Here is a 25345-nt window from a genome sequence, read left to right as displayed (position 1 = left end):
AATCAATTTTTTCACACCGTTCGGAAGAACCCCACGTCGTTTCCGAATCATAGTGATTTGAATCCGTTTTTCCCGGGCTGTCGAGAGTCAACGATTCGTTAATATGAAATAAATCTTGTCCAACGGGGAATCAGGGACTCCAAAAAGAGTCCGAAACAGGAACGCGTCCGTATTAGTACGTCCAACTCACAGATAGGGCGGTTCGGCGTGGCTGATCACGCGCTTGATGGTCGGGAAGGCGCGGCGCAGCGCGCGCTCGATCTCGTCGACGTTCTCATGCACCTTGATGACGCTCATCGAGGGCGCGGCGCGGCAGTGGAAGTTGACGATTTCGCCGGCGTCGGTGTCGCGCACCCGCACATTATGGATGTCATGGATGGCGCCGTTGGCCGCGAAACCGGCCAGCGCCGCCTTGATGACGTCCACCCGTTCGGGTGAGGCGTCGGTGCCGTGGGGCAGTTCCGGTTCCAGCGGCTCGATATGGGTGTCGACCTCGACATCCTCGCCAAAATCCTCGCGGATGCTGCGCTCCAGTTCATGGGCGATGTCGTGCGCCGCTGATAGCACCATGTCGCCGTCGACCTCGAGGTCGATGCTGACCGTCAGCCTTCCGCCGAGATCGTGCACCGTGACATGGTGGACCGCGAGGCCGGAATTGCGCGCGATCACCATGATGCGCTCGCGCACGCTCTCATTGTCGCGCGCCACCGGCACCGCGGTGAACGTCAGATCGGCGTCGCCGAGCGCCTGGCTCACCGCCGCCTGCGCGGTCCGCTTGATCGCCTCGACGCGGTCGATCGGGGTGGTGCGGGGCACGTTGACGATGGCGTCGATGAAATGGGTCGGCCCGACCATGCGCACGCGCAGCCGTTCGACGCCGACCACGCCGGGTACGGCGCGGATGGCCGCGGTGGCTTTCTCCGCCGCGCCTTCCGGCGCGCGGTCGAGCAGGGTTTCGATGGTCGATCGTCCCAGCCGCAAGCCCAGCACCGATATCATCACGGCGACCGCGATCGCCGCCACGGTGTCGCCCCAGGCATAGCCGAAGCCGGTCAGCACCAGGCCGATGATGACGGCGATCGAACCCAGCACATCGGAGGCAAAATGCAATGCGTCGGCGGCCAGCGCCTGGCTCTTGGTTTCGCGCGCGGTGCGATGCAGCGCCCGCGCCCGCCAGAAATTGACGCCGATGTCGATCACCAGCACCACGAAGGGCACGGCCGAGAGCGTCGGCGGCGGCGCGCCTTCGCGCAGGCGGCTCCAGGATTCCACCAGAATGCCGCCGGCCAGCACATAGAGCAGCGCGATGACGAACAGCGCCGACAGGCTTTCGAACTTGCCGTGGCCGTAATGATGTTCCGCGTCGGCCGGCTGGTCGGAAACCCGCACCACCAGCCAGGTGATGATGGTCGCGACCACGTCGACCGAGGAGTGCAGGGCCTCCGAGATCAGCGCCAGACTGCCGATCGCAATCCCGACCGCGAATTTCGCCGCGGCCATGCCGGCGCTGGCAAAAATCGAGATCGCGGCGACGTTGGTCTTGAGGTTGGAAACGCGGGCGTGGGTTAATGTCATGACCGGCGGTTTAGCAGGGCGTCCGTCAACATCAAGCGCCCATCCACAGCGCTAGTCGCAACTGGTTTGCAGAAGCAGGTTTGAGAGCCGTCATTGCGGTGGTTTATCCGTTTTGTCGTCCCTGCGAACGCAGGGACCATACGCCGTGTCGCCTGTTGTGAACGGTGCTGTTCGACGATCTCGCGTAATCATGATGTCCTGTGGTTATGGGTCCCTGCGTTCGCAGGGACGACGGCAAAATACAACTCCGCGATCTCGCGACGCATTGCGCCCGAGTCTTGCTTGAAATCTTCCCGCCCTCTCAAGAGAGGGCGCAGGGAATGCCGGATGCACGCTGCACCCGCGGTCTCGTGTGCGGTTTGCACAAAGGAAAGTGCACACGAGCATACAGGGCAGCGGAGGCGAGCCGACATTCCCTGCGCAATGGCTTTACGGCTTATGCCGTGCTCTCCCCGGTGAACGAGTTCCTTTTTGTCACCGTCGTCTGCGAATTGACGGCTCATCGAGACCCGGTCGGGTTCGACTTGCCTCCGCAAACTTGACACCAGCAACGGGTGCCAGGACCACACGGTTTTGCCGTACGCAGCATTCCCGTCTTCGCCTTTGGCTTCGCCGGGCACGGCCCGTCTTCGCTTTCAGGTCCATTCGGGCGTTGGCATCGCTCGTCCTGCGCGCCGTGTGCCGCTCATGAGGTTCATCTCACCCTGCAGCCACCTATCGCGCGCGACGCTGCCGCGTCCACCGCACCCCGTCCCACGTTCGTGACGATCGCGAGCGCCCCTCTCATTGGGAAGGGATGGATGAGGTGTGCAGGTGATTTGGGGGTGGCGTCAAGCGGAAATTCTGGAAAACGGAAAACTGTTGGTGGGGGAGGGCTGCCGAGGTAGCCGCAATGAGCTTTGGAGTGCCTATAGCGCGGAGGACGGATTAGCCAAAGGCGTAATCCACCGCTGTATTTCAAACAGGATGGCGGATTACGCTTCGCTGATCCGCGCTACGCTTACTATGGCGAGAAGGTGAGGTGCGCCGCGCCAAGCCCCTCAAATCGAACCTCGCAGACATCACCCGGCTTAAAATAGCGCAGACCGGTGCAGGAGCCGCAGGTCACAAATTGACCCGCGCTTACCCCTGTGGTCGTCCGCATCATCTCGACAAGCGCAACTACAATACCAAACGGATCACCTGTCGGATGGCCGCCTATCTGATCGACTATCGTTTCGCCGTTGACAATGAGCATCACTCTCAGTTCGGCAAGGCGAAGCCGCTGCCATTCCGTACTTTTGCTGCCATACACGAAGCCGCCATTGCTCACGCAATCAGCTAAACGTTCCAGAAAAGTGGTCTTTTCAGGCAACGCGAACCGGCTGCTCACCACCTCAATTGCCGGATAGGCGTCGGTGACCCCGGCAATCTCTTCGCGTGTGTAAGGCGTCGCGCGTGGCGGCAGATCACACAGGAATCGGAAGGCAATCTCACCTTCGACGCCGCACTGGGGCATTTCCCTTGAAGGAATGACGCACGGTGAGGCGTAGATGGTTGTGTCGAAGATGAGCGCGCGAACGCCCTCCGTGATCAACCACGGCGCATCCTCGTTGGCTGTCGCGTGGACCTCATCCTGATTGCGGGTAGGATCAGGTGTGGTTGGGGCCGTGGCTTTGTAGCCTCCTATGGTGGCTCCGAGCTTGATCGCAACAGCGTCCTGAACAGCATGGGCCTCCTTGACGCTACGAGGGCGACAGATGACCGGCAGGGAGGCAATCCGAACCTGCTTCTGTCTTGCCGTTGCTATGAGCGATGCGGCCTCATCTACGTTCGCCATATCCATCCTCGCCGTGCCGCGGAACGCTAGCAAACGCTGCCGTCGGACGTCGACCCACGGATTAGCCCAACGGGTCTGCGCGCAGCGCGGCCCGATGACAGGCTTCGGCGTAATCCGCCGCCGTACGTTCAAACAAGATGGAGGATTACGTTTCCACCTTCCACCTTACCCGTTGGGCTACGGCTGACAGGCTGCCAACCGGCGCCACAGCTTTGCCTCACCGACTAACCGCACTCGCGACCCTGCGTCGCGCTGGTGACACGTGCGAGAGCGGCGTCGATCTCTGTGGTCTAGTCAAAATCGGCGAAGGCCAATTTGGACTCGCCTTTGGCCTTGTAAGCTTCGCGGCGCTCCGTCAGGTAATCGCGGTTAGTCAATAATCGTTCGGTGGGATCGAGTTCGGCTACGCGACAACCGCGTCCTGTAGCGCAACTGGGTCGACTAATTACTGCCTCTCCCCCTGATAAAACCGCACCCGATAATCCTGCGGCAACACATTCAACCTCCGCCGAAACGCACGCCGCAAATGCTCTTCGCTTTGAAATCCCGCGCGGGCGGCGATTTCCTTGATGGGGGCTGCGGATTCTTCCAGTGCCCTGCGGGCGGCTTCGACGCGGAGCTCTTCCACGGCCTTGCCGGGTGTGCGGCCGGTCTTTTGCCGGAACACGCGCGCGAAGGTGCGGGGGCTCATGCCGACGCGCTCGGCCAGACTCTCGACGCGCAAATCGCGGCGGAGATTGTCCTGCATCCAGGTCGAGATATTTTCGAACGCCGTGTCTTCGGACGACTGCAGTGACAGCGGCACGCTGAACTGGGCCTGCCCGCCGGGCCGCTTCAGGAACACGACCAGGCGGCGTGCGATACGCATGGCTTCGCGGTGCCCGAGATCATCCTCCAGCAAGGTGAGCGCCAGATCGATGCCTGCCGTCACACCCGCTGATGTCCAGACTCCGCGGTCGTGCACGAAGACCGGGTCGACCAACACCGCAACATCAGGGTATTGCGCCCTCAGCATCTCACAGGAGCCCCAATGGGTGACCGCGCGCCGCCCGTGCAGCAGGCCGGCGGCAGCCAGAACAAAGGTGCCGGTACAGACGGAGCAGACACGCCTTGCGTTCGGCGCCGCGAGACGAAACCAGTCGACCAGCGCGGCATTCGCCGCGGCACGATGGACGCCGGGGCCGCCACCGACGATGAGGGTGTCGATATCAGTGCGGTCGCAGTCGGAGAGGGCGGATGTCATTACCTCCAGGCCGGACGAGGTTTTGACCGGACCACCCTTTAACGAGCAGATCTGCCAGACATAGGGCGCGCGACCGGCCTCTGACGTTTCGCAGGCAAGCTCAAAGGCTTGCAGCGGACCGGCAAAGTCGAGCAGCAGGCAATCCTCGAACAGGACGAAGACCAGACGGCGGGCGGTCGAAGCCATGAGCAGCCTTGTTAGGAAGTCTCTTGGTGAGGTTTGGCAGGAAATGCGTGTATTATGACATTTCGGCAAACGGTCTCGCCTGTCAACATCCTCTTGTTCAACAGAGGGGTGCAGCATGTCTGGCAAGCCGATCGAGATCGGACTTCTTTTCTTTCCCGGGATGACCCAACTGGATGTCACCGGGCCTTTCGAAGTCTTTGCCCGCCTTCCGAACGTTCGCATGCATCTGCTCTGGAAGCGCATCGAACCTGTCATCAGCGACGTCGGCCTGCCGCTGCTGCCGACCACGACTTTTGCCGACTGCCCGGACCTGGATGTGTTCTGCATCGGTGGCGGCCCGGGGCTGGTGGACTTCCTCGGTGATGATGAGGTGATTGCGTTCGTTCGCGACAAGGGTGGATCGGCGCGCTACGTCACCTCGGTTTGCGCGGGCTGCCTGATCCTCGGCGCCGCCGGCCTGCTCGACGGATACAAGTCGGCCTGCCATTGGCTGATGAGCGAGCAGCTTGCCGCCTTCGGCGCCATCGCGGTCGACGAACGTGTCGTGATCGACCGTAACCGCATTTCCGGCGGTGGCGTTACCGCTGGAATTGATTTCGGCTTTCAGGTTGCATCGGAGCTCTGCGGAGAAGAAGTCGCGAAGAAACTCCAGCTCATGCTGGAATACCAGCCGCAGCCACCGTTCGATATTACCGTGCAGAATGCGCCGCCCGAGATGCTTGCCCAGATGCGCCTTGAGGCCGAACCCTGGCTTCGCAAGCGCGCCGCGGCGGTCCAGAAGGCCGCCTTGAAGCTCAAATCGAAAGCAATGACGGCTGCATGAGCCATCAGCTAGATGGACGGAAACCTTAGCGCCACGATTGGAGAGATACTTGCATGATTTGCAATGGCCGCGTGAACCCGGGAAGATTGATGTTCAAGGTCGCTGCTCTCTTGCTCTCCGGGGCACTGATCGGATTTTTGCCGGTCGCTCGCGCGGCCGAACTCTCCGGTGGCGTCGTCCGGATCGGCGTCATCAATGACCAGACCGGACCATTGTCCGACTTGAGCGGGCCAGGTTCGATCGCTGCCGCCAAAATGGCGGCGGAAGACTTTCAGAAATTAGTACCGTCGATCAAGGTCGAGATCATCGCCGCCGACCACCAGAACAAACCTGATATCGGCGTCGGCATTGTCCGGAAATGGTTCGACGTCGATGGTGTCGACATGGTCGCCGACGTGTCCAACTCGGCCGTTGGCCTCGCCATCCAGTCACTGGCCCGCGACAAGAACAAGATTGCGGTCTATTCGGCCGTGGCGACCACCGAGCTCAACGGCAAGCAATGTTCGCGAAATGGCCTGGCCTGGCTTCACGATTCCTACAATCTGGTGTCGGGGCCGATCCGTACGCTGGTCGCCCAAGGCTACGATACGTGGTTCTTCATTGCGGCTGACTACGCGTTCGGCAAGAATGGTGCTGGAGTCGCAGCGCGTGCTCGCGGCAACAGGAGGCAAGTCGCTCGGCGCCGTGTATCACCCGATCGGCACCGCGGATTACAGCTCCTTCATCCTGCAGGCCCAGGCCTCCGGGGCCAAGGCCATCGCCTTCGCCAATGCCGGTGAGCAGCTGGTGACGTTGATGAAACAATGGAACGAGTTCGGCATGAACACGGGCAAGCAAAAGCCCGTGGCCGAGCTGATGTTCCTCACCGACGTTCATGCCATGGGCCCGAAGATCGCAAAGGGCCTGACCACCCTCACGGCGTGGTATTGGGCGCTGGACGACGAAACCAGAGCCTTCGGCCAGCGCTTCTTCAAGCTGCGCGGCACAATGCCCACGGCACCGCAAGCGGCGGTTTACTCAGGCGTCAGTCACTATCTGAAAGCCGTTGCCGCGGTCGGCAGCGATGCGACGGATCCGGTGCTGGAAAAGATGCGCGCGATGCCGGTTGACGACTTCTACGCAAGAGGCGCGAAGGTGCGCGAAGACGGCAAGCTCGTGCACGACTTCTACCTGGTCCAGGTGAAGGACCCGTCCGACGTCAAGGCGCCCTGGGAATACTACAACGTCCTTGAAAAGGTTCCGAGCGGCGAGGTTTACTCCGACCTGGCGAATAGCGAATGCCCGTTGGTCAAGCGGGTCAATTGAGACGCTTAAGCCGGCAGCTTGAGGGCACTGGAGATTTCGGCAAGCGTCGCCTTCTCGGTATCGCTGACCACCACACCGCCAATCCCGAGAAATCCGCCCTCGGTGGATGCCTCGGCGACATTTTCACTGATCTCGCGCAACCAGTTCTTGAATGCAGCCGTGTCGCCAGGTGCTTTGGCGCTCAGGATGCCGTCGACTTTCTGCAGGATTGCGATGCAGGCCGCCTTGACCTCGGAAGGCTTTTTGCCGCTGAGGCTTTCCTTCAGGCCGTCGCGCGCCACGGTTCGCCCCTCGCTTGTTGCGAAGTCATCGACCACGGCCTTGATGAGCGGATTGGAGCCCGTGTCCATCTTCGTCTTCGCCAGCATCTTTCCGCTTGCGAAACTCTCCTGGAGCAGGCCCCAAAGCCCGCTTGGCTCGGCGGCCGTTACGGCAAGGCCGGGCGCCATCACGCTCTCCAGAAGCGTTTTCCATTCGTCGGCGGTAAATGTTGATTTGTCGGCCATGAGCGTTCTCCTCACCGTCGCCGGGCTACCGCGACGCCGAGCAGAAAGGCGACCAGGAGAGAGCCGAGCGGAGCTTCGCGTGCAATGTTGCTAAGGATGCTTAGCGGCATGCCGGGTTTTCGGCCGCTCTCGATGGCGTCGCCAACCCGGTTGGCCGCGCCTTTGACGGCGTCAGAGACCTCCTCGATCGTGGACTTGGATTCAGGCACCGGATCCAGGCCTTCGTAGATAAACGGCTGAGTGGGGGCGTCGTCGGTCATGGTTTGAACTCCGGATCATTCCCAGCCAATCGATCAGCCGGCTATTGGTTCCTCATCGCAGCGTGCGAGCCGAAGGATTCGGAGTCATCGACCCCGGCATGTCACGGCGTATCCGGCTTGTGAGTTGGATGCGATTGCCGAACGGGTCGCACTTTGGGCGTGCGAGGCAACTCCGCGAACTCGGACGAGTGGTAATCCCGTCCCTGCGGCGTGGTGATGTAGATGTCGTAACAGCCGGTTCGCGACATTTCCCGCGCTTTCTTGAGCGCGGCTTCAGCAGTCTTCCTGCGATGGACCAGTTCGCCGTGCTGGCACTTGGCTTTGATGGAAAAGCTCATTTCTTCTTCTTTTTCTTCTGCTTCTTCTTGATGATCTCGGCCTGGGCCCGGAAGGCCTGCGCCAGTGATTTCATCTCGTCGGCGACATCTGCGTCAACGCTGCTCGCCGCGACCCGCTCCGCGGTGGCTGCCTGCCGACGGATTGCCTTGGCCATTTTCATGAAAGGTCAATGTCTTGCCCGTGGTGTGGTTCCAGACGGCAGCATCGGGCGCGGTTTCGCGTGTCCGGCAACCGGGAAGCGCGTGCCACCGAGGTCACTTCCAGTGTGCAAGGCATCCGCGGGGAATACAGGAGCTTCTGCAAATCCAGTGCCGCCGAAACCCAAGGTGAGCAACGTAGTCGGCAATTCAGGAGTAGGAACGTTTAGTGAACAAAGGGTATCGGTTGCAGTAGAACTGCCTGAATTTTGGCGATAATCTCTTCGCCCTCAAGCAAGAGCGCGGGCGCGCAGCGCCCAAAGAGGTGGAGTCTGATTAAACTCGATTACGAAGACTCACTTTTGGACAAAGGGAGTAGTAGTGATGGTACAGTCTATAGTAGAGCGGGTCTCCAGCGTCATTGACCTGGAGGGCGAAATCGAAGCGGAGTTTCGAAGAAGTCCGCCGGTCCACCACGAGCGGCGGCCTGTCACTTTCGCGCCGCCGCCAAGGGTGCATGAGCCGACCGTGTCGATGGCGGACAACGGGTCGATGCCTGATTATGTCGAGCACCGCGAGGGAGCCACGGAAATCGGCAAGCTGACGGCGGAAGCCATTGTTCGCGAATACGAAGCTGCCGCAAAAGACATCGAGGCGATGGGCGCGGAACTGATCGAGCGCGTCAAACAATGCGAGGCGATGACCCGCGATGCGCTCGCCGTGACCCAGGAGATGAGGGAAACCGCAGCCCGCTACCGCGAGGAGGCCAAGCGTATCTTCGTTCAGATCGAGGACTGTTCGCTGATGACGGCGGAGGTCCGCAAGACCTGCAGCGAGCTGAAGGAAAGAATCGCCGCTCCGGTGGTTTGATCCAGCTTCAGGCCACTTGAACGTTGGTTCGGTGCGCGGCTCTGCGCTCAGGGATTACCCGCGCCCGGAATCTCCACCCTGGCCGCATCGATCCGCGACGACGATTTCCGTTGCCGCAGTTCCTCGTACGACGTTGCGGCGCTCAGGCAAAACAGGGTTTGGCGCTTGGCCCCGCCGAGCACGCAGGCAAGCGCCCGGCGGCCGGGAACTTCGATGCGCTGCAATTCACGGCCCGCGCGGTCGAGCCGGATGAAGGCGTCCTCCTCGAAGGCCGCGACCCACACCGCGCCATCAGCGTCGAGGCAGATGCCATCAGGGGATTTCATGCTGCCGAAGCGCCCGCGAAGCGTCAAATCGCCGTCGGCGGCGATGTCGTAATCGGCAAGGCAAGCGCCATCCATCTCGGCCACGACGAGGCGGTCGTTTTGCGGCGAGACCGCGATGCCGTTGGGAAACCGCAATCCGTCGGCCACCACGCGCCTGGTGCCATCAGGCATGACAAGGATGATGCGGCCGGGCGCGCCGCGATCCGGCGGCGGCGGCAGGTCGAAGCCGAGATCGCCGACATAGGCGCGGCCGAGCCCGTCGACGATCATGTCGTCGATCGTGCCGGTCGCGATGTCGGACAGGTCGGCGTAGAGCGATAGCTTTCCGTCGGAAAAGGCCAGCAGACGTTTTTGAAACATCGTCAGCACGATCAGCCTGCCGTCCGGCAGCACGCCGAGGCCGCACGGCGTGTCATCGAATTTCGCGTGCTGCTGGCATTCGCCCGAGGGCGTAAGGCTGAGCAGCGTCCGTTCCATGCAGTCGACGAACCACAGCCGCCCCGCATGCCAGCGCGGCCCTTCGAAGTAGCGGCCGCCGTCGTGGATGGTGTGGGGTTTGGTTGAGGTCATTGCGGTGGCCTTTGGCTAGCACATGACCCTCATCCTGAGGAGCGGCCGCTTGGCCGCGTCTCGAAGGATGAAGGCCCGTCTGTGGCCTCATGGTTCGAGACGGCGCTGAAGAAGCGCCTCCTCACCATGAGGAAGCGCTGCACCGCGTCCGGGACACGTTGGAGGCCTACAGCGTCACCACGATCTTCCCGAGATGCTTGTTGGCTTCCATGTGCGCGAACGCCGCGCCGATCTCGGCGAAGGGAAAAACCTTGTCGATCGGCAGCTGCAGTTTACGGGATTCCACCGCCGGCCAGATGTCTTTGCGGACCTCGTCAAAGATCTCGCGAACTTCCTCGATGGTGCGGGTGCGGAAGGTGACGCCGATATAATTGATGCGGCGCGCGGCGTGCAGATCAAAATTGAAATCGGCATGGGTGCCGCCGAGCCGGCCGACATTGACGATGCGGCCCTTGACCTTGGTGGCCTTGAGGTTCTGGTTCGCGACCGACCCCGAGACCTGATCGACGATCAGGTCGACGCCTTCGCCGCCCGTCGCCTTCAGCACTTCATCGACCCAGCCGGGATCAGAGGAATCCACCGCGAGGTCGGCGCCGAATTCCTTGAGACGGCCGCGGCGCATCGCATCCGTCGAGGAGCCGATCACGAGTTTGGCGCCCTTGTATTTTGCGATCTGCATCGCCATCAGCCCGACGCCGGAGGAGGCGCCCTGGATCAGCACGGTCTGGCCCGCCTGCAGCGCGCCGTTGGTCACGACAGCGTTGTGCATGGTGGCGAGCGCGACGGGAAGCGTAGCGGCCTCCTCGAAATTCATGTTGGAGGGCGCGCGGAACAGCCGGCCGTGATCGGCCAGCGTGTATTCGGCGAACGCAGCCCCCCCGGAGCCCATGATCTTGTCGCCGATTTTGACGCCCTTCGCGTCAGGCCCGAGCTCGGCGACTTCGCCGGCCCATTCCATGCCGAGCACGGTGCCGACACCGCCGGCCGCGCCATGCACATGGCCCTTGGTCATGCCGAGATCGGCGCGGTTGAGGCCGCAGGCGCTGACCTTGACCAGCACCTGCGTGCCTTTCGGCGAGGGCTTTGCGACGTCGGTGATTTCAGCGCCGTTGGCGCCGTACACGTAGGCTTTCATGGGCTCTTCTTTCTGCTAGTTGGGTGGCGTCGTCCGTCATCCTGAGGTGCGAGCGGAGCGAGCCTCGAAGGATGCGCGGCCCGGCTGGTGGCCGTCGCCCTTCGAGGCCGCGCTGCGCACGGCCGCCTCAGGGTGACGGATAACAACTCTAGCTGCGCTACTCCGCGGCCTGACGCGCCGCGCCGGACATCATGCCTTCGAGCCGGCTGCGGATGATGGCTTCCGCATCGCGCATGATTCGCGACACCAGTTCGGCGCAGGTCGGGATATCGTGGATCAGGCCCTGCACCTGGCCGGCCGACCAGATGCCTTCATCGGCATCGCCGGTTGCATAGACCATCTTGCCGCGCGCGCCGGCGACGAGTTCGCGCACATCCTCGAATTTTGCGCCTTCCTTTTCCATCTGCACGACCTTGGTCGAGATCATGTTCTTGGCGACGCGCGAGGTGTTGCGCATGGTGCGGAAGATCAGCTCGGTCTCGCGCTCGTCATTGGCGACGATGCGCTCCTTCACCAGCTGGTGGATCGGGCTTTCCTTGGTGCACATGAAGCGCGTGCCCATGTTAATGCCCTCGGCGCCGAGCGCGAGCGCGGCAACGAGGCCGCGGCCGTCGCCGAAACCGCCGGAGGCGATCATCGGGATCTTGATCTTGTCGGCGGCCGCCGGAATCAGAATGAGGCCCGGCGTGTCGTCCTCGCCGGGATGGCCGGCGCATTCAAAGCCGTCGATCGACAGCGCATCGACGCCCATCCGCTCCGCCGACAGCCCGTGGCGGACGCTGGTGCATTTGTGGACGATCTTGATGCCGTGCTTCTTGAACTCGGTGACGTGCTCCTGCGGCTTGTTGCCGGCGGTTTCCACGATCTTGATGCCGGCCTCGATGATGGCTTGGCGGTATTCGGCGTAAGGCGGCGGCTTGATCGCGGGCAGGATAGTGAGGTTGACGCCGAACGGCTTGTCGGTGAGGTCGCGGCAGCGCGCGATTTCTTTTGTCAGGTCTTCCGGGGTGGGCTGCGTCAGCGCGGTGATCAGGCCGAGTGCGCCGGCGTTGGCGACGGCGGCGACGAGCTCGGCCCGCCCGACCCATTGCATCCCGCCCTGGACGATCGGGTGCTCCACGCCAAACATTTCGGTGAACCGCGTCTTGATCATGTCCTGCCCTTTGTTTTCCGGGCGCGGGCAGAGCCACGCGCGTTTTTGTTGGATTTCGAGCGGCAGGATGCCGTCAGCAGGCGCAAAAGTCTACCGGGGGCGGGCGGGTGTCAGGGCATCGCCAGCATGCAAAAGCGGGGCTTTTGTCCGTGGGGCGGACAATTTTGCGGCTTCTCGCGCCGGGGCGAGGGTGTTGCCTGGTTTCATCGGGCAGGCAGTTTGTTCCGCTCAATGCCGTTGCGCTGGTCCGGCAGCGATCTGGTCTCCATCTGAAGCCGGCGGAGCTTGGCGATGTTAACCGGCAGCAGCACAAGGTGCAGGAAAAACACCGGGTACACCTGAGACAACAATCCGTAGACGATAAAAAGCACGTTGCTCAGCAACGCAAACGAACGAAGCGCCAGTATGGTCGTCATGCAGAAGCTCGCGAGAACGCTGAGCGCTGCCACGAAGCCGAGAACATCAATCAACGACAAATCGATCAACGACAGATTCATGTCGGCCGTCCCCATCGTCCGCAACAGCGCATTGCCTGCGGTCCCAATCGACGCTGGATCATGGCCAGCTCATTACGCCTGCAATCCGCATGCGAACGTAATCTGGCTCACATACCGAAGGTGTTCGTTGTGTCTACGCGTCGGTTCGCGATCACAAACACGCGAGAGTGCAATGAAGCTGTTCCGTTGCGCGAGGCGCGCGGCACGACTGTGAGTGGCTTCACAGCCGCGTCGCGTTCTCCGTGTTAGCGTTGCAGATATTGAAACGACTGCTCTGAAGGAAGAGCAATTTGATTAAAAACAAGTCAGAGACCGGAGGCGCTTATGTTCAAGCAATTCCTTTTGGTTGCGGCTCTTATTGGTTCCTTTCAATCCGTTTGTCATGCTGACCCGGCCGCGAGAGTGGCCGCTGACTCTTCTGCTGTTCAGCCTCAGTCAGAAGCAACCCGGGCGACAAGAGATCTGCTCGATGAAATTGTGACCTGGCTCGGTTCGAACTTTGATCTGCCCGCCGCGGCAGATCATCCGGCCGTCGCTTTCGTCTCGCAGTCGAAGCTTGAAACGATGCGCGCCGAGGACCGTGCGTTCTCGCGAGGCCTGACGCAGGGTGCCGTGGGCGATGAACCGGCTCCGCGTCGTGTTGTTGCCGTCTACGACATCAATCTGAAAACAATCTTTCTGCCTGACGACTGGAACGGAAAATCACCAGCGGGCCAATCGATCCTGGTTCATGAAATGGTTCATCACCTTCAAAATCTCGCAGGACTCAAGTTTGAATGCCCGATGGCGCGGGAGAAGGTCGCCTACATGGCACAGGACAAATGGCTAAAGCGGTTTGGAACGAGCCTGGAATCGGAATTTGAGCTCGACATGTTTACGGTTCTGATCTCCTCCGCGTGCATGTATTGACCGCCATTCGGCAAAACTGAATCAGGGAGATCTGGGTGGGCAATCTGCAACCATTCCGACGCTCATGTTCAAGCTCCTGACGGCCATTACGTTTGCTGTAGCGCTCCTGGCGATGGTGCAGGGGCATCAGCGCCAGTTCAAACCCCTGCCAACTGGCCCGATGCCGGCGGCGCTTATCCCCTAGAGGACCGGCGCGCGAAGCCCGGGCAACCACCCTCCATTCGCTGGGTGATCAAAATCACGGTACGTCCGGGAGCGCTGGGGCAAGTTGCGATCACGGGCCGCGAATGCCCGGAACATCAACCACTCTAGCGAACGGATAGGATGATCATGAGCAATTCCCTGAATCAGAACACGGGCGCTGACTGCGAAATCCTCAGCCTCGCGCAACTCGAAGCCGTCAGCGGCGGCCGCATCGGCGGCGGCCTCTTCGGCGACAAGGTCGTCATCATCGGCTGCACCACGCAGCCCCCGTTCGGCGGCTATCCCCCGGGAACGGTCACCTGGAATCCCTGGATCGGCCAGCCGTACCCGACGCCGATTTTCTAAGGGCTTGCCCCACTTTCAGTCATGGCCGGGCTTGTCCCGGCCATCCACGTCTTTCTTGTTTAGTGGAAGCCAAGACGTGGATGCCCGGCACAAGGCCGGGCATGACGCGTTTTGCTACGAAGAGCGGCTGCCGTTACGGGCCTGACGAAGCCGCACGCGCCTAGCGTGTCGGCCGCGCCAGCGACGGATCACGCCGAGCCGGACCCGCTCCCCACGATCTTCTCGCTCAGCTTCTGATCGACCACCTGCACCGTGTTGTCGATCTCGGCGTTGGGCGCACCCAGCTGATGCGAAATCAGCTTCACCAGCAAATCGACCCGCTCGATGAACGGCGCGCCAGCGGCCACGGCGCGGGCCGCCGATGACGGCTTGAGCAGGCTTTCCGCCGCCTTGGCATATTTCTCGAACGGCACCTGATCTATCGGGTCGGCGCCGAGACGCCGCGCGATGCCGTCGACATGGTCGTAGATCGATCGCGACAGTTTCAGATCACCATGCACCGCGTCGCGGATCGACTGCGGCTCGTTCGGCGTGATGCAGCGGTAATTGCCGGTCAGCAGCATCGACCATTTGGCCAGCGGCACGAACAGCGAGTCGAACACCTTGAGCTTGACCGGAACGTCCTGGCCATCCAGCTTCACCGCGTCGATGTCGGCTTCCAGCTCGCGCAGCAGCTTATTGTGCTTCTCGTCTTCGAATGCCGCTGCCTTGAAGTTGGTCGGCAGGCCGACATGAAGAATGTTCGCCGCTTCGTCCGGCGGGCGGAAGGCCTGCGGGTCGGGCGAGCAGAGCGACACCAGTCCCGGCTTGAAGCGCTCCCATACCAGCGCGTTGGTGTAGGCCTCTTCGAGGTCCATGTCCGCCAGTGCGGGGATCCGTTTGAGATAGGGCAGCGGCGGCATGTTCATGATCGACAGACAAGGCAGCTTGGCCTCGGCGATCTTGATCATCAGCACGCGGATGGTGTGGTTGGTGTATTGCGGCTCCTGCATCGCAAGGCCAACCAGGTCGTAACGGGACAGGTCGACGTCGGAAGGCGTGACCGCGTCGAGCTTGCCCGGCAGGTCGCGCGAAAAGATCGGGCGATGCGCCGGCTCGTCGCGCAGCTTGATGCGGACTTCAGTGCCCTCGCGGTTGATCAGTTCGGCCGTCTTCTTCCGGCAGACCAGGGTCACGTTGTGACCGGCCATCAGCAGTTTCGTTCCCAGCAACGAGCCGTAGGAAGCTCCAAGGATCAGAATGTTGCGCGCCATACTCTCTCTCTTCCACCGGTTGTGCTGGGTTTTGCTTTGATGTTTCGCCCCACGCCAAGCCTCACGAATTGCCTCGCGCCTGGAGGCGGGGAAACGTAGGAGGCCTTGGGGGCAGCTCCTTCGGGCGAGGAGCGACCGTGCTTATCGCAAGTCGGCTGGCATTACAAATGCCAATTGGACCTGAGTTCGCTGCCTACTGCCGGAGTTCTGCGCGTGGCTGAGGGCTTTCTCGAACTAGGTTTGGAGCGCGTCACTGCGGGCCGGTTCCGGCAGCTTGATCCTCTCGTTCAGTTTTTGATCTACGGTCTGAACCGTGCGGTCGATCTCGGCATTGGGTATGCCGAGCTGATGCGAAATCAACTTCACCAGCAGGTCGACCCGCTCGATGAACGGCGCGCCGCTGGACACCGCACGCGCTGCCGACGATGGCTTCAGAAGGCTTTCAGCCGCCTTGGCATATTTTGCGAATGGCACCTGATCCTTTGGGTCCGCCCCCAGACGTTGAGCAATGGCATCGACGTGGTCATAGATCGACTGCGAGAGCGACAGATCATCGTATACCGCGTCGCGGATCGACCTCGGTCCGTTCAGCGTGACGCAGCGGTAATTCCCGGTTAGCAGCATCGACCACTTTGCCAGCGGGACGAACAGTGAATCGAACACCCTGAGCTTCACCGGAACGTCCAACCCATCAAGCTTCACCGCGTCGATGTCGGCTTCCAGCTCGCGCAGCATGGCGTTGTGCTTCTCGTCCTCGAAGGTTGTGGCCTTGAAGTTCGTCGGCAGGCCGACATGAAGGACATTCGCCGGCTCTTCCGGCGGCCGGAACGCCTGCGGATCGGGCGAGCAGAGCGATACCAGTCCCGGCTCGAACCGCTCCCATACAACCGCATTGGTATAGGCCGCTTCCAGATTCGTTTCCGCCAGTGCCGGGATCCGCTTGAGGTACGGCAGCGGCGGCATGTTCATGATCGACAGACAGGGCAGCTTCGCCTCGGCGATCTCGATCATCAGGACCTCGATCGCATGGTCGGAGTATTGCGGTTCCTGCATCGCAAGGCCGACCAGATCATAACGCGACAGGTCAACGTCGGCGGGCGTGGCCGCGTCCAGCTTTCCCGGCAGATCGCGCGAAAAGATCGCCCGGTGCGTCGCCTCCTCACGCAGCTTGATGCGAACTTCGGTGCCGTCGCGATTGATGAGTTCGGCGGTATTGTTCCGGCAAACCAAGGTCACGTTGTGACCCGCCATCAAGAACTTTGTCGCCAGCAATGAGCCATAAGAGGCTCCAAGTATCAGAATGTTGCGCGCCATACTCTCTCTTCCACCGATGCTAGAATTTTCAATCGAAGCCACACTCGAAATTCCCGTATGAGGCTCTTAGGTCTGCTCTGAGGTCTTCCTGGGCGAAGGAACGGCGCAGCCCAGGCCTTTACATCGGTCCTTTTTGTCGGCGCACCGCTCCTGCGGCGCAGGTGTACAAACGCCGTTTGCGACAGAGCTAAAACTTGTGTGCGGTGCGGCGATCCGAAGTCGACGTTAGGCCGAAATGGCCAGCTGGGCGTTGGCTTCCTCGTCAAACGCGGTCGAGATGTCGCGGATGCTGACGACGCCGATCAGGCTGTAATTCTCGAGCACCGGCACATGGCGGATGTGGTGCCTGTTCATGAGATGGCGAACGTGCTCGAGTGAATCCTGCGAGCTGCACGACACCAGCTGCTGCACCGAGATGAACTGCGAAACCTTGAGATTGGCGCCGGCGGCGCCGTACTCGGCGATTGCGCGAACCACGTCGCGCTCGGTGAACATGCCGACCGCCGTATTGCCCTCGGTGCGAACGACATCCTTGACCACCAGCGCGCTGATATTGCTGGAGCGCATCAGTTGCGCGGCGATGGCAACCGTCTCGTTCATGCGAACCGTTGCGACACGGGCGGCTTTCTTGCGCAGGATATCTCCGACTTGCATGGCAACCTCCTTGGGGTGGATCATGCGCAATTCTGGTATACATAATACCATAAGTCAACACGGAAAAGAACGGACATCGCGCACGCGTCGCGGACAGAAATAGGCAGTATTGCTGACATTTTCGAGGTTTGGCGAGGGGAGGGCGAGGCGATCCGGAAGGGACGAAGATCTGGTCTGAGGCGATCAGGTATACCAGAGGCCGGTCTATCTCGGCGCCAGATGAATTCCTGCAAGCGTGCAGCGCACCGAACCACCGGCTCTTTCGATCGTGGGGATATCGAGTGCGACGGGTTTGGCGCTTTCCGAGATCATGCCCAGTTGATCCTGGTTAAGCGAGGCAAGCGCCGTCGTCGAGAGGGCCAGGATTCGACCATCGTTTCCCTGAAGTTCCAGGGCGTTGCCGGCGAATTTTGCAATCTGTTCGTTCGCGAGCGCGATAACACGGCGGCCGGAACGCTCCAGCCTCGTAACGACCTCCCGCCGTCTTGTGAGGTCCGTCATCATGTCCAGTCCCATCAGGGCGAAGTCGGTCGCGATGCACATCAGGACGTTGGTGTGATAGATCGCGACTCCATTATGGTCCCGCGCATCGAAGACCATCGGCTCGAAATTGAATTGGGTCGAAAAGCGCTCAAGCGCAATCGGATTGGTCCGATCGGAGCGGACCGCATAAGCCACACGGTCGATATGATCGAGAACCATGGCGCCGGTCCCCTCGAGAAACAGCCCGTCGGCCTCGAGACCCGAATAGTCGATAACCTGCTGCACCCGATAATGGCTCTTCAGCATTTCGATGACGTCGATGCGACGCTCGCGCCTGCGGCTGACAGCCTTCATCGGATAGATCGCCACATGACCGCCGGCGTGGGTGGAGAACCAGTTGTTTGGAAAGACCGCATCCGGTGTGTCGGTGCCGGTGCTGTCGAACAGATGCACGTTCACACCATGGCTGCGGAGCGTATCGGCCGCTTGCGTGATCTCGGCGTAGGCCGTCAACGAGAGGTCGTCCTGCGGGTCGGGGCAGGCCTGGAAGAAATTGTCGGTGGCGGTCTCGGTATTCACCGTGAAGTGGTCCGGCCGAACCATGATCACCGCAGAAGGCGCCTGGACGGAGTATGGAATGTATCTTGCCATGCGATAGCGTTTTCCAGCGAAGTGGACCCGGTTCGCGCTAAGAAAACGCGTCAAAACAAGGAATCTAGAGCCCCGTTTCGATTCAATCGAAACGGAAAAGGCTCTAGGCCTGCTCTGCGCGCAGCAACATGCCAAACAGGTCGCGGGGCTCATCGGGATCGGCGATAATGTCGAGGTCCTGGTAAAACCCCGTGCCCCCGAGCTTGCGCCGGACATAGCGAAGGGCGGAGAAATCCTCGACCGCGAAGCCGACGCTGTCGAACAGGGTGATCTGGTTTGCATCGCGGCGGCCGGTCACGTGTCCCGTGATAACCTGCCACAACTCAGTGACGGGGTAATCTGCGTCCATCTGCTGGATTTCGCCCTCGATGCGGGTCTGCGGCGGATATTCCACAAAGGTATCGGCGCGCAGCAAGATATCGCGATGCAGTTCGGTCTTGCCCGGACAGTCGCCGCCGATGGCATTGATGTGAACCCCGGCCGCAACCATGTTGTCCGTCAGGATCGTCGCATACGACTTGTCGGCGGTGCAGGTGGTGATGATCCCTGCACCTTCGATCGCGGATTGCGATGATGTGCAGGCGGTGACAGTCAGACCCATGCCGGAAAGGTTGCGAACCGTCTTTGCCGTCGCCTGCGGATCGATGTCGTAGAGCCGGATATGATCGATGCCGACCGCGGCTTTCATGGCGAGCGCCTGAAACTCGGCTTGCGCGCCATTCCCTATCATTGCCATCGTGCGGGTACCCTTGGGCGCGAGGTGCCGCGCCGCCATGGCCGAAGTGGCTGCGGTCCGCAGCGCCGTCAGCAGCGTCATTTCCGTGAGCAGCACGGGATAGCCGGTCGAGACTTCCGCCAGCAGGCCAAAGGCCGTCACGGTTTGCAGGCCGTGCGCCATGTTCTTCGGGTGGCCGTTCACATATTTGAAGCTGTAGATTTCGCCATCGGAGGTCGGCATCAACTCGATCACGCCTTCGCCGGAATGAGATGCAACGCGCGGCGTCTTGTCGAACGACTCCCAGCGACGGAAATCTGCCTCGATGACGTCAGTGAGTTCGCTGAGCAGGGTCTCGATGCCGATGTGATGCACGAGGCGCATCATGTTCGCGACACTGACGAACGGCACAAACGCTTTTTCCGATGGAAGGAGCGAAGACATTGTCGGGTTCCGATCGCACATGTTTGATGGCGAAGGATAGCGACCGTACATGCTGGCCGAAATATTAGTTTTGTGCTATTTCGGTCATATAATTGGGCAATTTGTACAGCTCAATTGCGCGAATTGTACACTGGAGCAGAGATGGCCGCAGCAAAGTATGCACCGGATGATCTGGATCGCACCTTCGGACCGATGGACGCGCATCACTGACCAAGCTTTCCGACGCCCTCGGGGTCGCGCGCGGCACGGTGCAAAACCGGCTGGATCGCTTGATCGACACCGGTACGCTGCTCGGCTTCACCGTCCGCGTACGGGACGATTACGACGTCAATACCATCCGTGCCGTGATGATGGTCGAGGTCGTCGGCAAATCGACCACCCAGGTCGTGCGAAGGCTACGCGGCCTGACGGAAATTTCAGCGCTGCACACGACCAACGGCAACTGGGACCTTGTCGCCGATATCCGGGCGGCGAGCCTCGCAGATTTTGACAGGCTTCTTCGCGAGGTGCGGATGATCGATGGCATCGCCAACAGCGAGACCAGCCTTTTGCTGAGCACGGTTTGACCGGGATGTGGACCTGTTAGCGCATGCAAGTTCAGGAGGTCCCACAAAGCGAAAACGCGCCCATCCCGCAGGGATGAGCGCGCTTGTCGTCGGATCAGGTAGGGCAGGTTAGGCGGACGCCTTTGCGTTCGCGACCACCACCTTGCGCCATGGTTTGAGCACGAAGATCGCCAGCAGCGAGGCGAGGATATTGGCGCCCGCCGCGATGATGAACACGCTGTCCCAGGTGCCGGACGATTGCTGCATGTAGTTCGCGATCGGCACCAGCAAGGCTGCGGTGCCCTTCGCCGTATAGAGCAGGCCGGCATTGGTGGTTGCGAACTTCGCACCGAACGTGTCCGTGCAGGTCGAGGGGAACAGCGAGTAGATCTCGCCCCAGGCAAAGAACACGAAGCCCGACAGCAGCACGAACCAGATCGGATCGTGGCCCCACATGTACAGCGCCCAGATGCCGACGCCTTCCATGCCGAAGGCGATGAACATGGTGTTCTCGCGGCCGATCATGTCGGAGATCCAGCCGAAGAACGGCCGGGTCAGACCGTTGAGGACACGGTCGATCGTCGCGGCAAACGTCACCGCGGTCATCGTTACCGCCATCAGCGTCACCGGTACGCTGTCGACCTTCCAGTCGACCGCGATCGGCTTGAGGTTGGCAGTGACCATCAATCCGCCGGCGCCCACGATCACGAACATGAAGTACATCAGCCAGAAGATCGGCTGGCGGATCACCTCGGTCGGCGAATAATTGCGCCGGCTCTGGATCACGTTGGCGTTCTGGATCACGGCGGGGACCTGTCCAGCCTTTGGCGAGAACATCAGGAAGGCAAGCAGCACGATGATGATGCCTTGTCCGAGACCGAAATACAGGAAGGTGGTCTGGAAGCCGGAATCCTTGATCATCGCCTGGATCGGGGCGACCGTCAGCGCGGAGCCTGCGCCGAAGCCGGCCGCGGTGATGCCGGCGGCGAGGCCGCGCTTGTCGGGAAACCATTTCAGCGCGTTGCCGACGCAGGTGCCGTAGACGCCACCGGCGCCGATGCCCGCGATGATCATGCCGAGATAGAAGCCGTTGAGTGTTTCTGCCTGCGCGTTGATCGCCCAGCCGACGGCGCAGAGGACGCCGCCGACGAGAACCACGATGCGCGGGCCGTATTTATCGACGAACCAGCCTTCGACCGGCACCAGCCAGGTTTCGAACAAGACGAAGAGCGTGAACGCCCACTGGATCGACGCGCGATCCCAACCGAATTTTTTCTGGATGTCGGGGACGAAGAATGTCCAGCCGTATTGGTAGTTCGCGATCATCACCATGGCGGCGACGCCGATCGCCAATTGCGTCCAGCGGTAGGTATCGCTGACGCGGGCTACTGCAGGGGCCGCTCCTTGAACTGTGTCCGTCATCTTCCCTCCTATGTGCGCTGTTCTATCGCCCGACAGCTCTGAGGAAGGAGTTTGGTATATGATATGCCAGTAGACAAGAGAAATCTTGACTAGATGTCGCAGGCTAGTCGATTTTTTTGCGGATGTCTCTTTCTCGGTCCTTTTAGAAAATGCTGCAGATAAAAAGACTTAGCCGCCGGATCGCGTTGCGATCCGACGGCTTTACAGGCGCGAAAAATATTTTTGTCTGGTATTTTTAGCTGTCAGGCGACCGAATGGGGACGCAAGCGGCTGTAGCCTTCCTGGATCGCGGACCAGAACAGCGCGATCAATCCAAGCACCATGATCGTGCCGACCAGCGAGTTCGAGAAGAACACGCCGAGCGAACCTTGCGATCCCAGCAGCGATTGCCTGAAGGCTTCCTCCGCCTTGTCGCCGAGCACGATGGCAAGCACGAGAGGGGCGAGGGGATAGTTGCACTTCTTCAGGAGATAGCCGACCACGCCGAACACCAGCATCAGCACGACGTCGAAGGTTGAGCTGTGGACCGAATAGGCGCCGATCGCGCACAGCACCAGAATGAGCGGCGCAATGATGCTGAACGGCACGCGCAGGATCGCCGCGAAGATCGGCACGCAGGTCAGCACGACGATCAGGCCGACGAGATTGCCGAGATACATCGAGGCGATCAGGCCCCAGACGAATTCCTTCTGCTCGACGAACAGCATCGGGCCGGGCTGCAGGCCCCAGATCAGGAGGCCGCCGAGCAGCACGGCCGCGGTCGGTGATCCCGGCACGCCGAGCGACAGCATCGGCAGCAATGCCGCGGTACCGGCGGCATGCGCCGCGGTCTCCGGCGCGACCACGCCCTCGACCTCGCCCTTGCCGAAATTATGGCCGTTCTTGGAGACCCGCTTGGCGATGCCGTAACTCATGAACGACGCCGGCGTGGCGCCCGCGGGCGTGATGCCCATCCAGCAGCCGATCAGGCAGGATCGCAGCGACGTCACCCAATACTGCGGCATCTCCTTCCAGGTCTGCAGGACGACGCGCAGGTCGATCTTCGCCTTGCCGCCGCGGAAGGCCAAACCCTCTTCCATGGTCAGCAGGATCTCGCCGATGCCGAACAGGCCGATGACGGCGATCAGGAAGTCGAAACCGTTGAGCAATTCAGTCGACCCGAATGTCAGCCGCAATTGTCCGGTGATGGAATCGAGGCCGACGGCCGCCAGCGCAAAGCCGATCATCATCGCGGCGATGGTCTTGAATGGCGGCTCCTTACTCAAGCCGACGAAACTGCAGAACGCCAGGAAATAAACCGCGAATTTTTCCGCTGGACCGAAGCGTAACGCAAAACTTGCGACCAGCGGCGCGACCAGCGTGATCATGATGACGGCGAACAGCGCGCCGACGAAGGAGGAGGTGAAGGCGGCGGTCAGCGCTTCGCCGGCCTTGCCCTTCTGTGCCATCGGATAGCCGTCGAACGTGGTCGCCACCGACCAGGGTTCACCGGGTATGTTGAACAGGATGGACGTGATGGCGCCGCCGAACAACGCGCCCCAGTAGATGCAAGACAGCATGATGATCGCCGATGTCGGCGGCATGCTGAATGTCAGCGGCAACAGGATCGCGACGCCGTTGGCGCCGCCCAATCCCGGAAGCACGCCGATGATGACGCCGAGCACGATGCCCAGCACCATCACCATGATGTTGAATGGCTGCAGGGCGACCGCAAAGCCGTGAAAAAGATTGACGAGTTCTTCCATGCTTCAAGTCCTGCAAGCGTGAGCTAATGACGTGACAATTCCGACGACACGAGAATTCTATTTTTTATTTGAGCATGATCTTTTCGGAAAACCGGTACCCACTTTTCCGGATCATGCTCTAGAGACCAAGCCATTCCTCGATCGGTCCCTTGGGAAGCGGGACCAGAAACCAGCGCTCGAAAATCAGGTAAGTAACGATCGGCATGCCGAGGGCGACGGCGGTGACGACGAGCCAGCTGTATTTGCCGAGCCATCGCATGAACCAGCCGATGAAGATGATGGAGGCGAGATAGAGGCCGGTGAACGGCATCACGCCGACATAGATCGCGGTCGGTATGACGACGCTCAGCACCTGGCGCAACTGGCCCCATTCCGCGAACAGCCCGTCGTCGCCGTCACGCAGCCCGTTCCACAGGTTGATCGCGCTGGAGGCGATAATGAAGATCCCGATGTAGAACGGGAAGAAACCGGCACGCGGTCCCTCCGCGCCCCAATTGATGCCGGCCTTGATGCTGCCGTAGACGACGATCGCGCCGAACAACGCGATCAGCAGCGTGACGCCGGCTTCCACGGCCTTGTGGGTCGGGCCGGCGTGCGGGCTATTCGTAGTCATTCAAACTCCATCCGGAATCACGGTTCTGGGGTCGCAGCGCTTCATGCGCTGCGCATTCGCCGGTGTACGCGACGTGACTAAAGGTCAGTTTCCGGGGGTAGCGAGGAAACCGGCCTCTTTCATCAGGGTTTCGTGGCGCTTCTCTTCCGTCTCGACCCATTTGGCGTAATCAGCCCCGGTCAGGAAGGTGGTGTTGAAGGCGCCGCTCTTCATGAAATCCTGCCACTCCGGCGTGGCCCGCACCTTCTTGAACAGCTCGACGTAGTATTCGACCTGATCCTTGGTGGCTTTGGGCGACATGAAGATGCCGCGCAGCATCAGATATTCGATGTCGAGGCCCTGCGACTTGCAGGTCGGAATATCCTTCCAGCCCTTGCCGTCCGCGACGACTTCGTCATAGGCCATCTGCTTGGCGTCGAACACGCAGAGCGGGCGAAGTTTGCCGCCGCGCCATTGCGCCACTGCTTCGATCGGATTGTTGACCGTTGAATCGACGTGGTTGCCGACGAGCTGGACCGCGACCTCTCCGCCGCCCTTGTAGGGAATGTAGGTGAACTTGGCGCCGGTAGCCTTCTCGAGCGCGACCGTGATGATCTGGTCTTCCTGCTTCGATCCGGTGCCGCCCATCTTCATGCCGCCGGCGGGCGCCAGCTTCACGGCATCGACGTAGTCCTTGACGGTGGTGTATGGCTTCTCGGCATTGACCCAGAGCACGAACTCGTCGAGCGCCAGCATCGCGACCGGCGTCATGTCCTTCCAGCTGAAGGGAATGCCAGTTGCAAGCGGTGTCGTGAACAGGTTGGACAGGGTGATGATGATCTTGTGGGGATTGTTTCCCGAACCCTTGATGTCAAGAAAGCCTTCGCCGCCGGCGCCGCCTGACTTGTTGATGACGACCATCGGCTGCTTCATCAGGCTGTGTTTTGTCACGATGCCCTGGATGGTGCGGGCCATCTGGTCGGCGCCGCCGCCGGTACCGGCGGGTACGATGAATTCGACCGGGCGAACCGGCTCCCACGCGGCGGAGGCGGCCATATTGCCGGCGCCGAAGATGGCAATCGCGGCTAACGCGGTATGCAAGACAGAATGCTTCATTTGACGTACTCCCCGTAAAATTCAAACGCCGTTCTTTGCCGGCTTTGTCTTTAACTCAACTCTTAACTGAACACTTCTGATCCAGCCGGATTTCCCCATTTGTCCAATTATCTCATGAGGTTTGGTCAGATGGCATTGCAGGTCAGGGTTGCAGACCTTTGTGAACTGTAAGCCTGACTGCTCGGCGCAGCATCCGCGTCTTTCGGATA

Annotated in this window: 24 protein-coding genes and 2 pseudogenes; 6 read left to right on the top strand and 20 right to left on the bottom strand. The window is 61.0% G+C overall.

What is annotated here, in order from left to right:
• Positions 1–186: 186 nt before the first annotated feature.
• The 3 genes from JQ575_RS22455 to JQ575_RS22445 all read right to left on the bottom strand — a co-directional run bounded on the left by JQ575_RS22455 (position 187) and on the right by JQ575_RS22445 (position 4823).
• On the bottom strand, positions 187–1575 hold the full coding sequence (locus JQ575_RS22455) for a cation diffusion facilitator family transporter (protein WP_212035326.1): 1389 nt from the start codon (positions 1573–1575) through the stop codon (positions 187–189).
• Between the two features lie 1003 nt (positions 1576–2578).
• Complete coding sequence (locus tag JQ575_RS22450; RefSeq protein WP_212035325.1) at positions 2579–3394, bottom strand: 2-keto-4-pentenoate hydratase; 816 nt, start codon at positions 3392–3394, stop codon at positions 2579–2581.
• A gap of 445 nt (positions 3395–3839) precedes the next feature.
• The gene (locus tag JQ575_RS22445; RefSeq protein WP_212035324.1) at positions 3840–4823 is read right to left on the bottom strand and encodes a GlxA family transcriptional regulator; all 984 of its coding nucleotides are present in this window, start codon (positions 4821–4823) and stop codon (positions 3840–3842) included.
• Between the two features lie 115 nt (positions 4824–4938).
• Between JQ575_RS22445 and JQ575_RS22440 the strand changes: the two genes are divergently transcribed.
• On the top strand, positions 4939–5646 hold the full coding sequence (locus JQ575_RS22440) for a DJ-1/PfpI family protein (protein ID WP_212035323.1): 708 nt from the start codon (positions 4939–4941) through the stop codon (positions 5644–5646).
• 53 nt (positions 5647–5699) lie between these two features.
• Positions 5700–6951, top strand: a pseudogene (locus JQ575_RS46505) (ABC transporter substrate-binding protein).
• 5 nt (positions 6952–6956) lie between these two features.
• Here JQ575_RS46505 and JQ575_RS22430 read toward each other — a convergent pair.
• The 4 genes from JQ575_RS22430 to JQ575_RS22415 all read right to left on the bottom strand — a co-directional run bounded on the left by JQ575_RS22430 (position 6957) and on the right by JQ575_RS22415 (position 8216).
• The gene (locus JQ575_RS22430) at positions 6957–7457 is read right to left on the bottom strand and encodes a hypothetical protein (RefSeq protein ID WP_212035322.1); all 501 of its coding nucleotides are present in this window, start codon (positions 7455–7457) and stop codon (positions 6957–6959) included.
• Between the two features lie 11 nt (positions 7458–7468).
• Positions 7469–7717 (bottom strand): hypothetical protein, encoded by a 249-nt coding sequence (locus JQ575_RS22425; protein WP_212035321.1) that lies wholly within the window; start codon positions 7715–7717, stop codon positions 7469–7471.
• A 101-nt stretch (positions 7718–7818) separates the two neighbouring features.
• Positions 7819–8055, bottom strand: coding sequence for a hypothetical protein (locus JQ575_RS22420; RefSeq protein ID WP_212035320.1), 237 nt, complete (start codon positions 8053–8055; stop codon positions 7819–7821).
• Entirely contained in the window at positions 8052–8216 is a 165-nt protein-coding gene (locus JQ575_RS22415; protein WP_212035345.1) for a hypothetical protein, read from the bottom strand. The genes JQ575_RS22420 and JQ575_RS22415 overlap by 4 nt, the downstream gene beginning before the upstream one ends.
• A 361-nt stretch (positions 8217–8577) precedes the next feature.
• Between JQ575_RS22415 and JQ575_RS22410 the strand changes: the two genes are divergently transcribed.
• Positions 8578–9063: a hypothetical protein gene (locus JQ575_RS22410; RefSeq protein WP_212035319.1), complete on the top strand. Its 486-nt coding sequence runs from the start codon at positions 8578–8580 to the stop codon at positions 9061–9063.
• A gap of 47 nt (positions 9064–9110) precedes the next feature.
• Here JQ575_RS22410 and JQ575_RS22405 read toward each other — a convergent pair whose 3' ends face one another.
• The 4 genes from JQ575_RS22405 to JQ575_RS22390 form a co-directional block, all read right to left on the bottom strand.
• Positions 9111–9959: an SMP-30/gluconolactonase/LRE family protein gene (locus JQ575_RS22405; RefSeq protein WP_212035318.1), complete on the bottom strand. Its 849-nt coding sequence runs from the start codon at positions 9957–9959 to the stop codon at positions 9111–9113.
• Positions 9960–10125: 166 nt separating this feature from the next.
• Positions 10126–11094 (bottom strand): zinc-binding dehydrogenase, encoded by a 969-nt coding sequence (locus JQ575_RS22400; RefSeq protein WP_212035317.1) that lies wholly within the window; start codon positions 11092–11094, stop codon positions 10126–10128.
• 157 nt (positions 11095–11251) lie between these two features.
• Positions 11252–12247 carry a nitronate monooxygenase family protein gene (locus JQ575_RS22395; protein ID WP_212035316.1) on the bottom strand — a complete coding sequence of 332 codons (996 nt, stop codon included), beginning with the start codon at positions 12245–12247 and terminating at the stop codon, positions 11252–11254.
• Positions 12248–12450: 203 nt separating this feature from the next.
• Positions 12451–12744, bottom strand: coding sequence for a hypothetical protein (locus JQ575_RS22390; protein ID WP_212035315.1), 294 nt, complete (start codon positions 12742–12744; stop codon positions 12451–12453).
• 324 nt (positions 12745–13068) lie between these two features.
• Between JQ575_RS22390 and JQ575_RS22385 the strand changes: the two genes are divergently transcribed.
• On the top strand, positions 13069–13653 hold the full coding sequence (locus JQ575_RS22385) for a DUF6647 family protein (protein WP_212035314.1): 585 nt from the start codon (positions 13069–13071) through the stop codon (positions 13651–13653).
• Positions 13654–13983: 330 nt separating this feature from the next.
• Entirely contained in the window at positions 13984–14202 is a 219-nt protein-coding gene (locus JQ575_RS22380; protein WP_212035313.1) for a hypothetical protein, read from the top strand.
• A gap of 188 nt (positions 14203–14390) precedes the next feature.
• Here the strand turns inward: JQ575_RS22380 and JQ575_RS22375 are convergent, their stop codons facing one another.
• The 5 genes from JQ575_RS22375 to JQ575_RS22355 all read right to left on the bottom strand — a co-directional run bounded on the left by JQ575_RS22375 (position 14391) and on the right by JQ575_RS22355 (position 19716).
• A complete protein-coding gene (locus JQ575_RS22375) occupies positions 14391–15455 on the bottom strand; it encodes a ketopantoate reductase family protein (protein ID WP_212035312.1) in 1065 nt (354 codons plus the stop codon).
• 234 nt (positions 15456–15689) lie between these two features.
• Positions 15690–16769 (bottom strand): hypothetical protein, encoded by a 1080-nt coding sequence (locus JQ575_RS22370; RefSeq protein ID WP_212035311.1) that lies wholly within the window; start codon positions 16767–16769, stop codon positions 15690–15692.
• A 225-nt stretch (positions 16770–16994) separates the two neighbouring features.
• Positions 16995–17423, bottom strand: a complete 429-nt coding sequence (locus tag JQ575_RS22365; protein WP_192734339.1) for a CBS domain-containing protein — start codon at positions 17421–17423, stop codon at positions 16995–16997.
• A gap of 204 nt (positions 17424–17627) precedes the next feature.
• A complete protein-coding gene (gene ctlX, locus JQ575_RS22360; RefSeq protein WP_212035310.1) occupies positions 17628–18557 on the bottom strand; it encodes a citrulline utilization hydrolase CtlX in 930 nt (309 codons plus the stop codon).
• 103 nt (positions 18558–18660) lie between these two features.
• Positions 18661–19716, bottom strand: coding sequence for an ornithine cyclodeaminase (locus JQ575_RS22355; RefSeq protein WP_212035309.1), 1056 nt, complete (start codon positions 19714–19716; stop codon positions 18661–18663).
• A 141-nt stretch (positions 19717–19857) separates the two neighbouring features.
• On the opposite strand from JQ575_RS22355, the pseudogene JQ575_RS22350 reads away from it, so the two are divergent.
• Positions 19858–20282: pseudogene (locus JQ575_RS22350) on the top strand (Lrp/AsnC family transcriptional regulator).
• A gap of 108 nt (positions 20283–20390) precedes the next feature.
• Here the strand turns inward: JQ575_RS22350 and oxlT are convergent.
• From oxlT to JQ575_RS22330, 4 genes are all read right to left on the bottom strand, one after another.
• On the bottom strand, positions 20391–21683 hold the full coding sequence (oxlT, locus tag JQ575_RS22345; RefSeq protein WP_212035308.1) for an oxalate/formate MFS antiporter: 1293 nt from the start codon (positions 21681–21683) through the stop codon (positions 20391–20393).
• A gap of 242 nt (positions 21684–21925) precedes the next feature.
• A complete protein-coding gene (locus JQ575_RS22340; protein WP_212035307.1) occupies positions 21926–23428 on the bottom strand; it encodes a tripartite tricarboxylate transporter permease in 1503 nt (500 codons plus the stop codon).
• Positions 23429–23546: 118 nt separating this feature from the next.
• Positions 23547–24041, bottom strand: a complete 495-nt coding sequence (locus JQ575_RS22335; RefSeq protein WP_212035306.1) for a tripartite tricarboxylate transporter TctB family protein — start codon at positions 24039–24041, stop codon at positions 23547–23549.
• Positions 24042–24125: 84 nt separating this feature from the next.
• Positions 24126–25136 carry a tripartite tricarboxylate transporter substrate binding protein gene (locus JQ575_RS22330; RefSeq protein ID WP_212035305.1) on the bottom strand — a complete coding sequence of 337 codons (1011 nt, stop codon included), beginning with the start codon at positions 25134–25136 and terminating at the stop codon, positions 24126–24128.
• Positions 25137–25345 lie beyond the last annotated feature (209 nt).

The organism is Bradyrhizobium sp. JYMT SZCCT0428 (genome assembly GCF_018131075.1).
GTDB lineage: Bacteria > Pseudomonadota > Alphaproteobacteria > Rhizobiales > Xanthobacteraceae > Bradyrhizobium.
Note: the sequence above shows the minus strand (reverse complement) of the source record. Positions and strands in the feature narration are given on the sequence as shown.

Coding starts and splice junctions, on each gene's coding strand:
- JQ575_RS22455 (WP_212035326.1), bottom strand. CDS start 1,575: ATGACATTAACCCACGCCCGCGTTTCCAACCTCAAGACCAACGTCGCC.
- JQ575_RS22450 (WP_212035325.1), bottom strand. CDS start 3,394: ATGGCGAACGTAGATGAGGCCGCATCGCTCATAGCAACGGCAAGACAG.
- JQ575_RS22445 (WP_212035324.1), bottom strand. CDS start 4,823: ATGGCTTCGACCGCCCGCCGTCTGGTCTTCGTCCTGTTCGAGGATTGC.
- JQ575_RS22440 (WP_212035323.1), top strand. CDS start 4,939: ATGTCTGGCAAGCCGATCGAGATCGGACTTCTTTTCTTTCCCGGGATG.
- JQ575_RS22430 (WP_212035322.1), bottom strand. CDS start 7,457: ATGGCCGACAAATCAACATTTACCGCCGACGAATGGAAAACGCTTCTG.
- JQ575_RS22425 (WP_212035321.1), bottom strand. CDS start 7,717: ATGACCGACGACGCCCCCACTCAGCCGTTTATCTACGAAGGCCTGGAT.
- JQ575_RS22420 (WP_212035320.1), bottom strand. CDS start 8,055: ATGAGCTTTTCCATCAAAGCCAAGTGCCAGCACGGCGAACTGGTCCAT.
- JQ575_RS22415 (WP_212035345.1), bottom strand. CDS start 8,216: ATGAAAATGGCCAAGGCAATCCGTCGGCAGGCAGCCACCGCGGAGCGG.
- JQ575_RS22410 (WP_212035319.1), top strand. CDS start 8,578: ATGGTACAGTCTATAGTAGAGCGGGTCTCCAGCGTCATTGACCTGGAG.
- JQ575_RS22405 (WP_212035318.1), bottom strand. CDS start 9,959: ATGACCTCAACCAAACCCCACACCATCCACGACGGCGGCCGCTACTTC.
- JQ575_RS22400 (WP_212035317.1), bottom strand. CDS start 11,094: ATGAAAGCCTACGTGTACGGCGCCAACGGCGCTGAAATCACCGACGTC.
- JQ575_RS22395 (WP_212035316.1), bottom strand. CDS start 12,247: ATGATCAAGACGCGGTTCACCGAAATGTTTGGCGTGGAGCACCCGATC.
- JQ575_RS22390 (WP_212035315.1), bottom strand. CDS start 12,744: ATGAATCTGTCGTTGATCGATTTGTCGTTGATTGATGTTCTCGGCTTC.
- JQ575_RS22385 (WP_212035314.1), top strand. CDS start 13,069: ATGTTCAAGCAATTCCTTTTGGTTGCGGCTCTTATTGGTTCCTTTCAA.
- JQ575_RS22380 (WP_212035313.1), top strand. CDS start 13,984: ATGAGCAATTCCCTGAATCAGAACACGGGCGCTGACTGCGAAATCCTC.
- JQ575_RS22375 (WP_212035312.1), bottom strand. CDS start 15,455: ATGGCGCGCAACATTCTGATCCTTGGAGCTTCCTACGGCTCGTTGCTG.
- JQ575_RS22370 (WP_212035311.1), bottom strand. CDS start 16,769: ATGGCGCGCAACATTCTGATACTTGGAGCCTCTTATGGCTCATTGCTG.
- JQ575_RS22365 (WP_192734339.1), bottom strand. CDS start 17,423: ATGCAAGTCGGAGATATCCTGCGCAAGAAAGCCGCCCGTGTCGCAACG.
- ctlX (WP_212035310.1), bottom strand. CDS start 18,557: ATGGCAAGATACATTCCATACTCCGTCCAGGCGCCTTCTGCGGTGATC.
- JQ575_RS22355 (WP_212035309.1), bottom strand. CDS start 19,716: ATGTCTTCGCTCCTTCCATCGGAAAAAGCGTTTGTGCCGTTCGTCAGT.
- oxlT (WP_212035308.1), bottom strand. CDS start 21,683: ATGACGGACACAGTTCAAGGAGCGGCCCCTGCAGTAGCCCGCGTCAGC.
- JQ575_RS22340 (WP_212035307.1), bottom strand. CDS start 23,428: ATGGAAGAACTCGTCAATCTTTTTCACGGCTTTGCGGTCGCCCTGCAG.
- JQ575_RS22335 (WP_212035306.1), bottom strand. CDS start 24,041: ATGACTACGAATAGCCCGCACGCCGGCCCGACCCACAAGGCCGTGGAA.
- JQ575_RS22330 (WP_212035305.1), bottom strand. CDS start 25,136: ATGAAGCATTCTGTCTTGCATACCGCGTTAGCCGCGATTGCCATCTTC.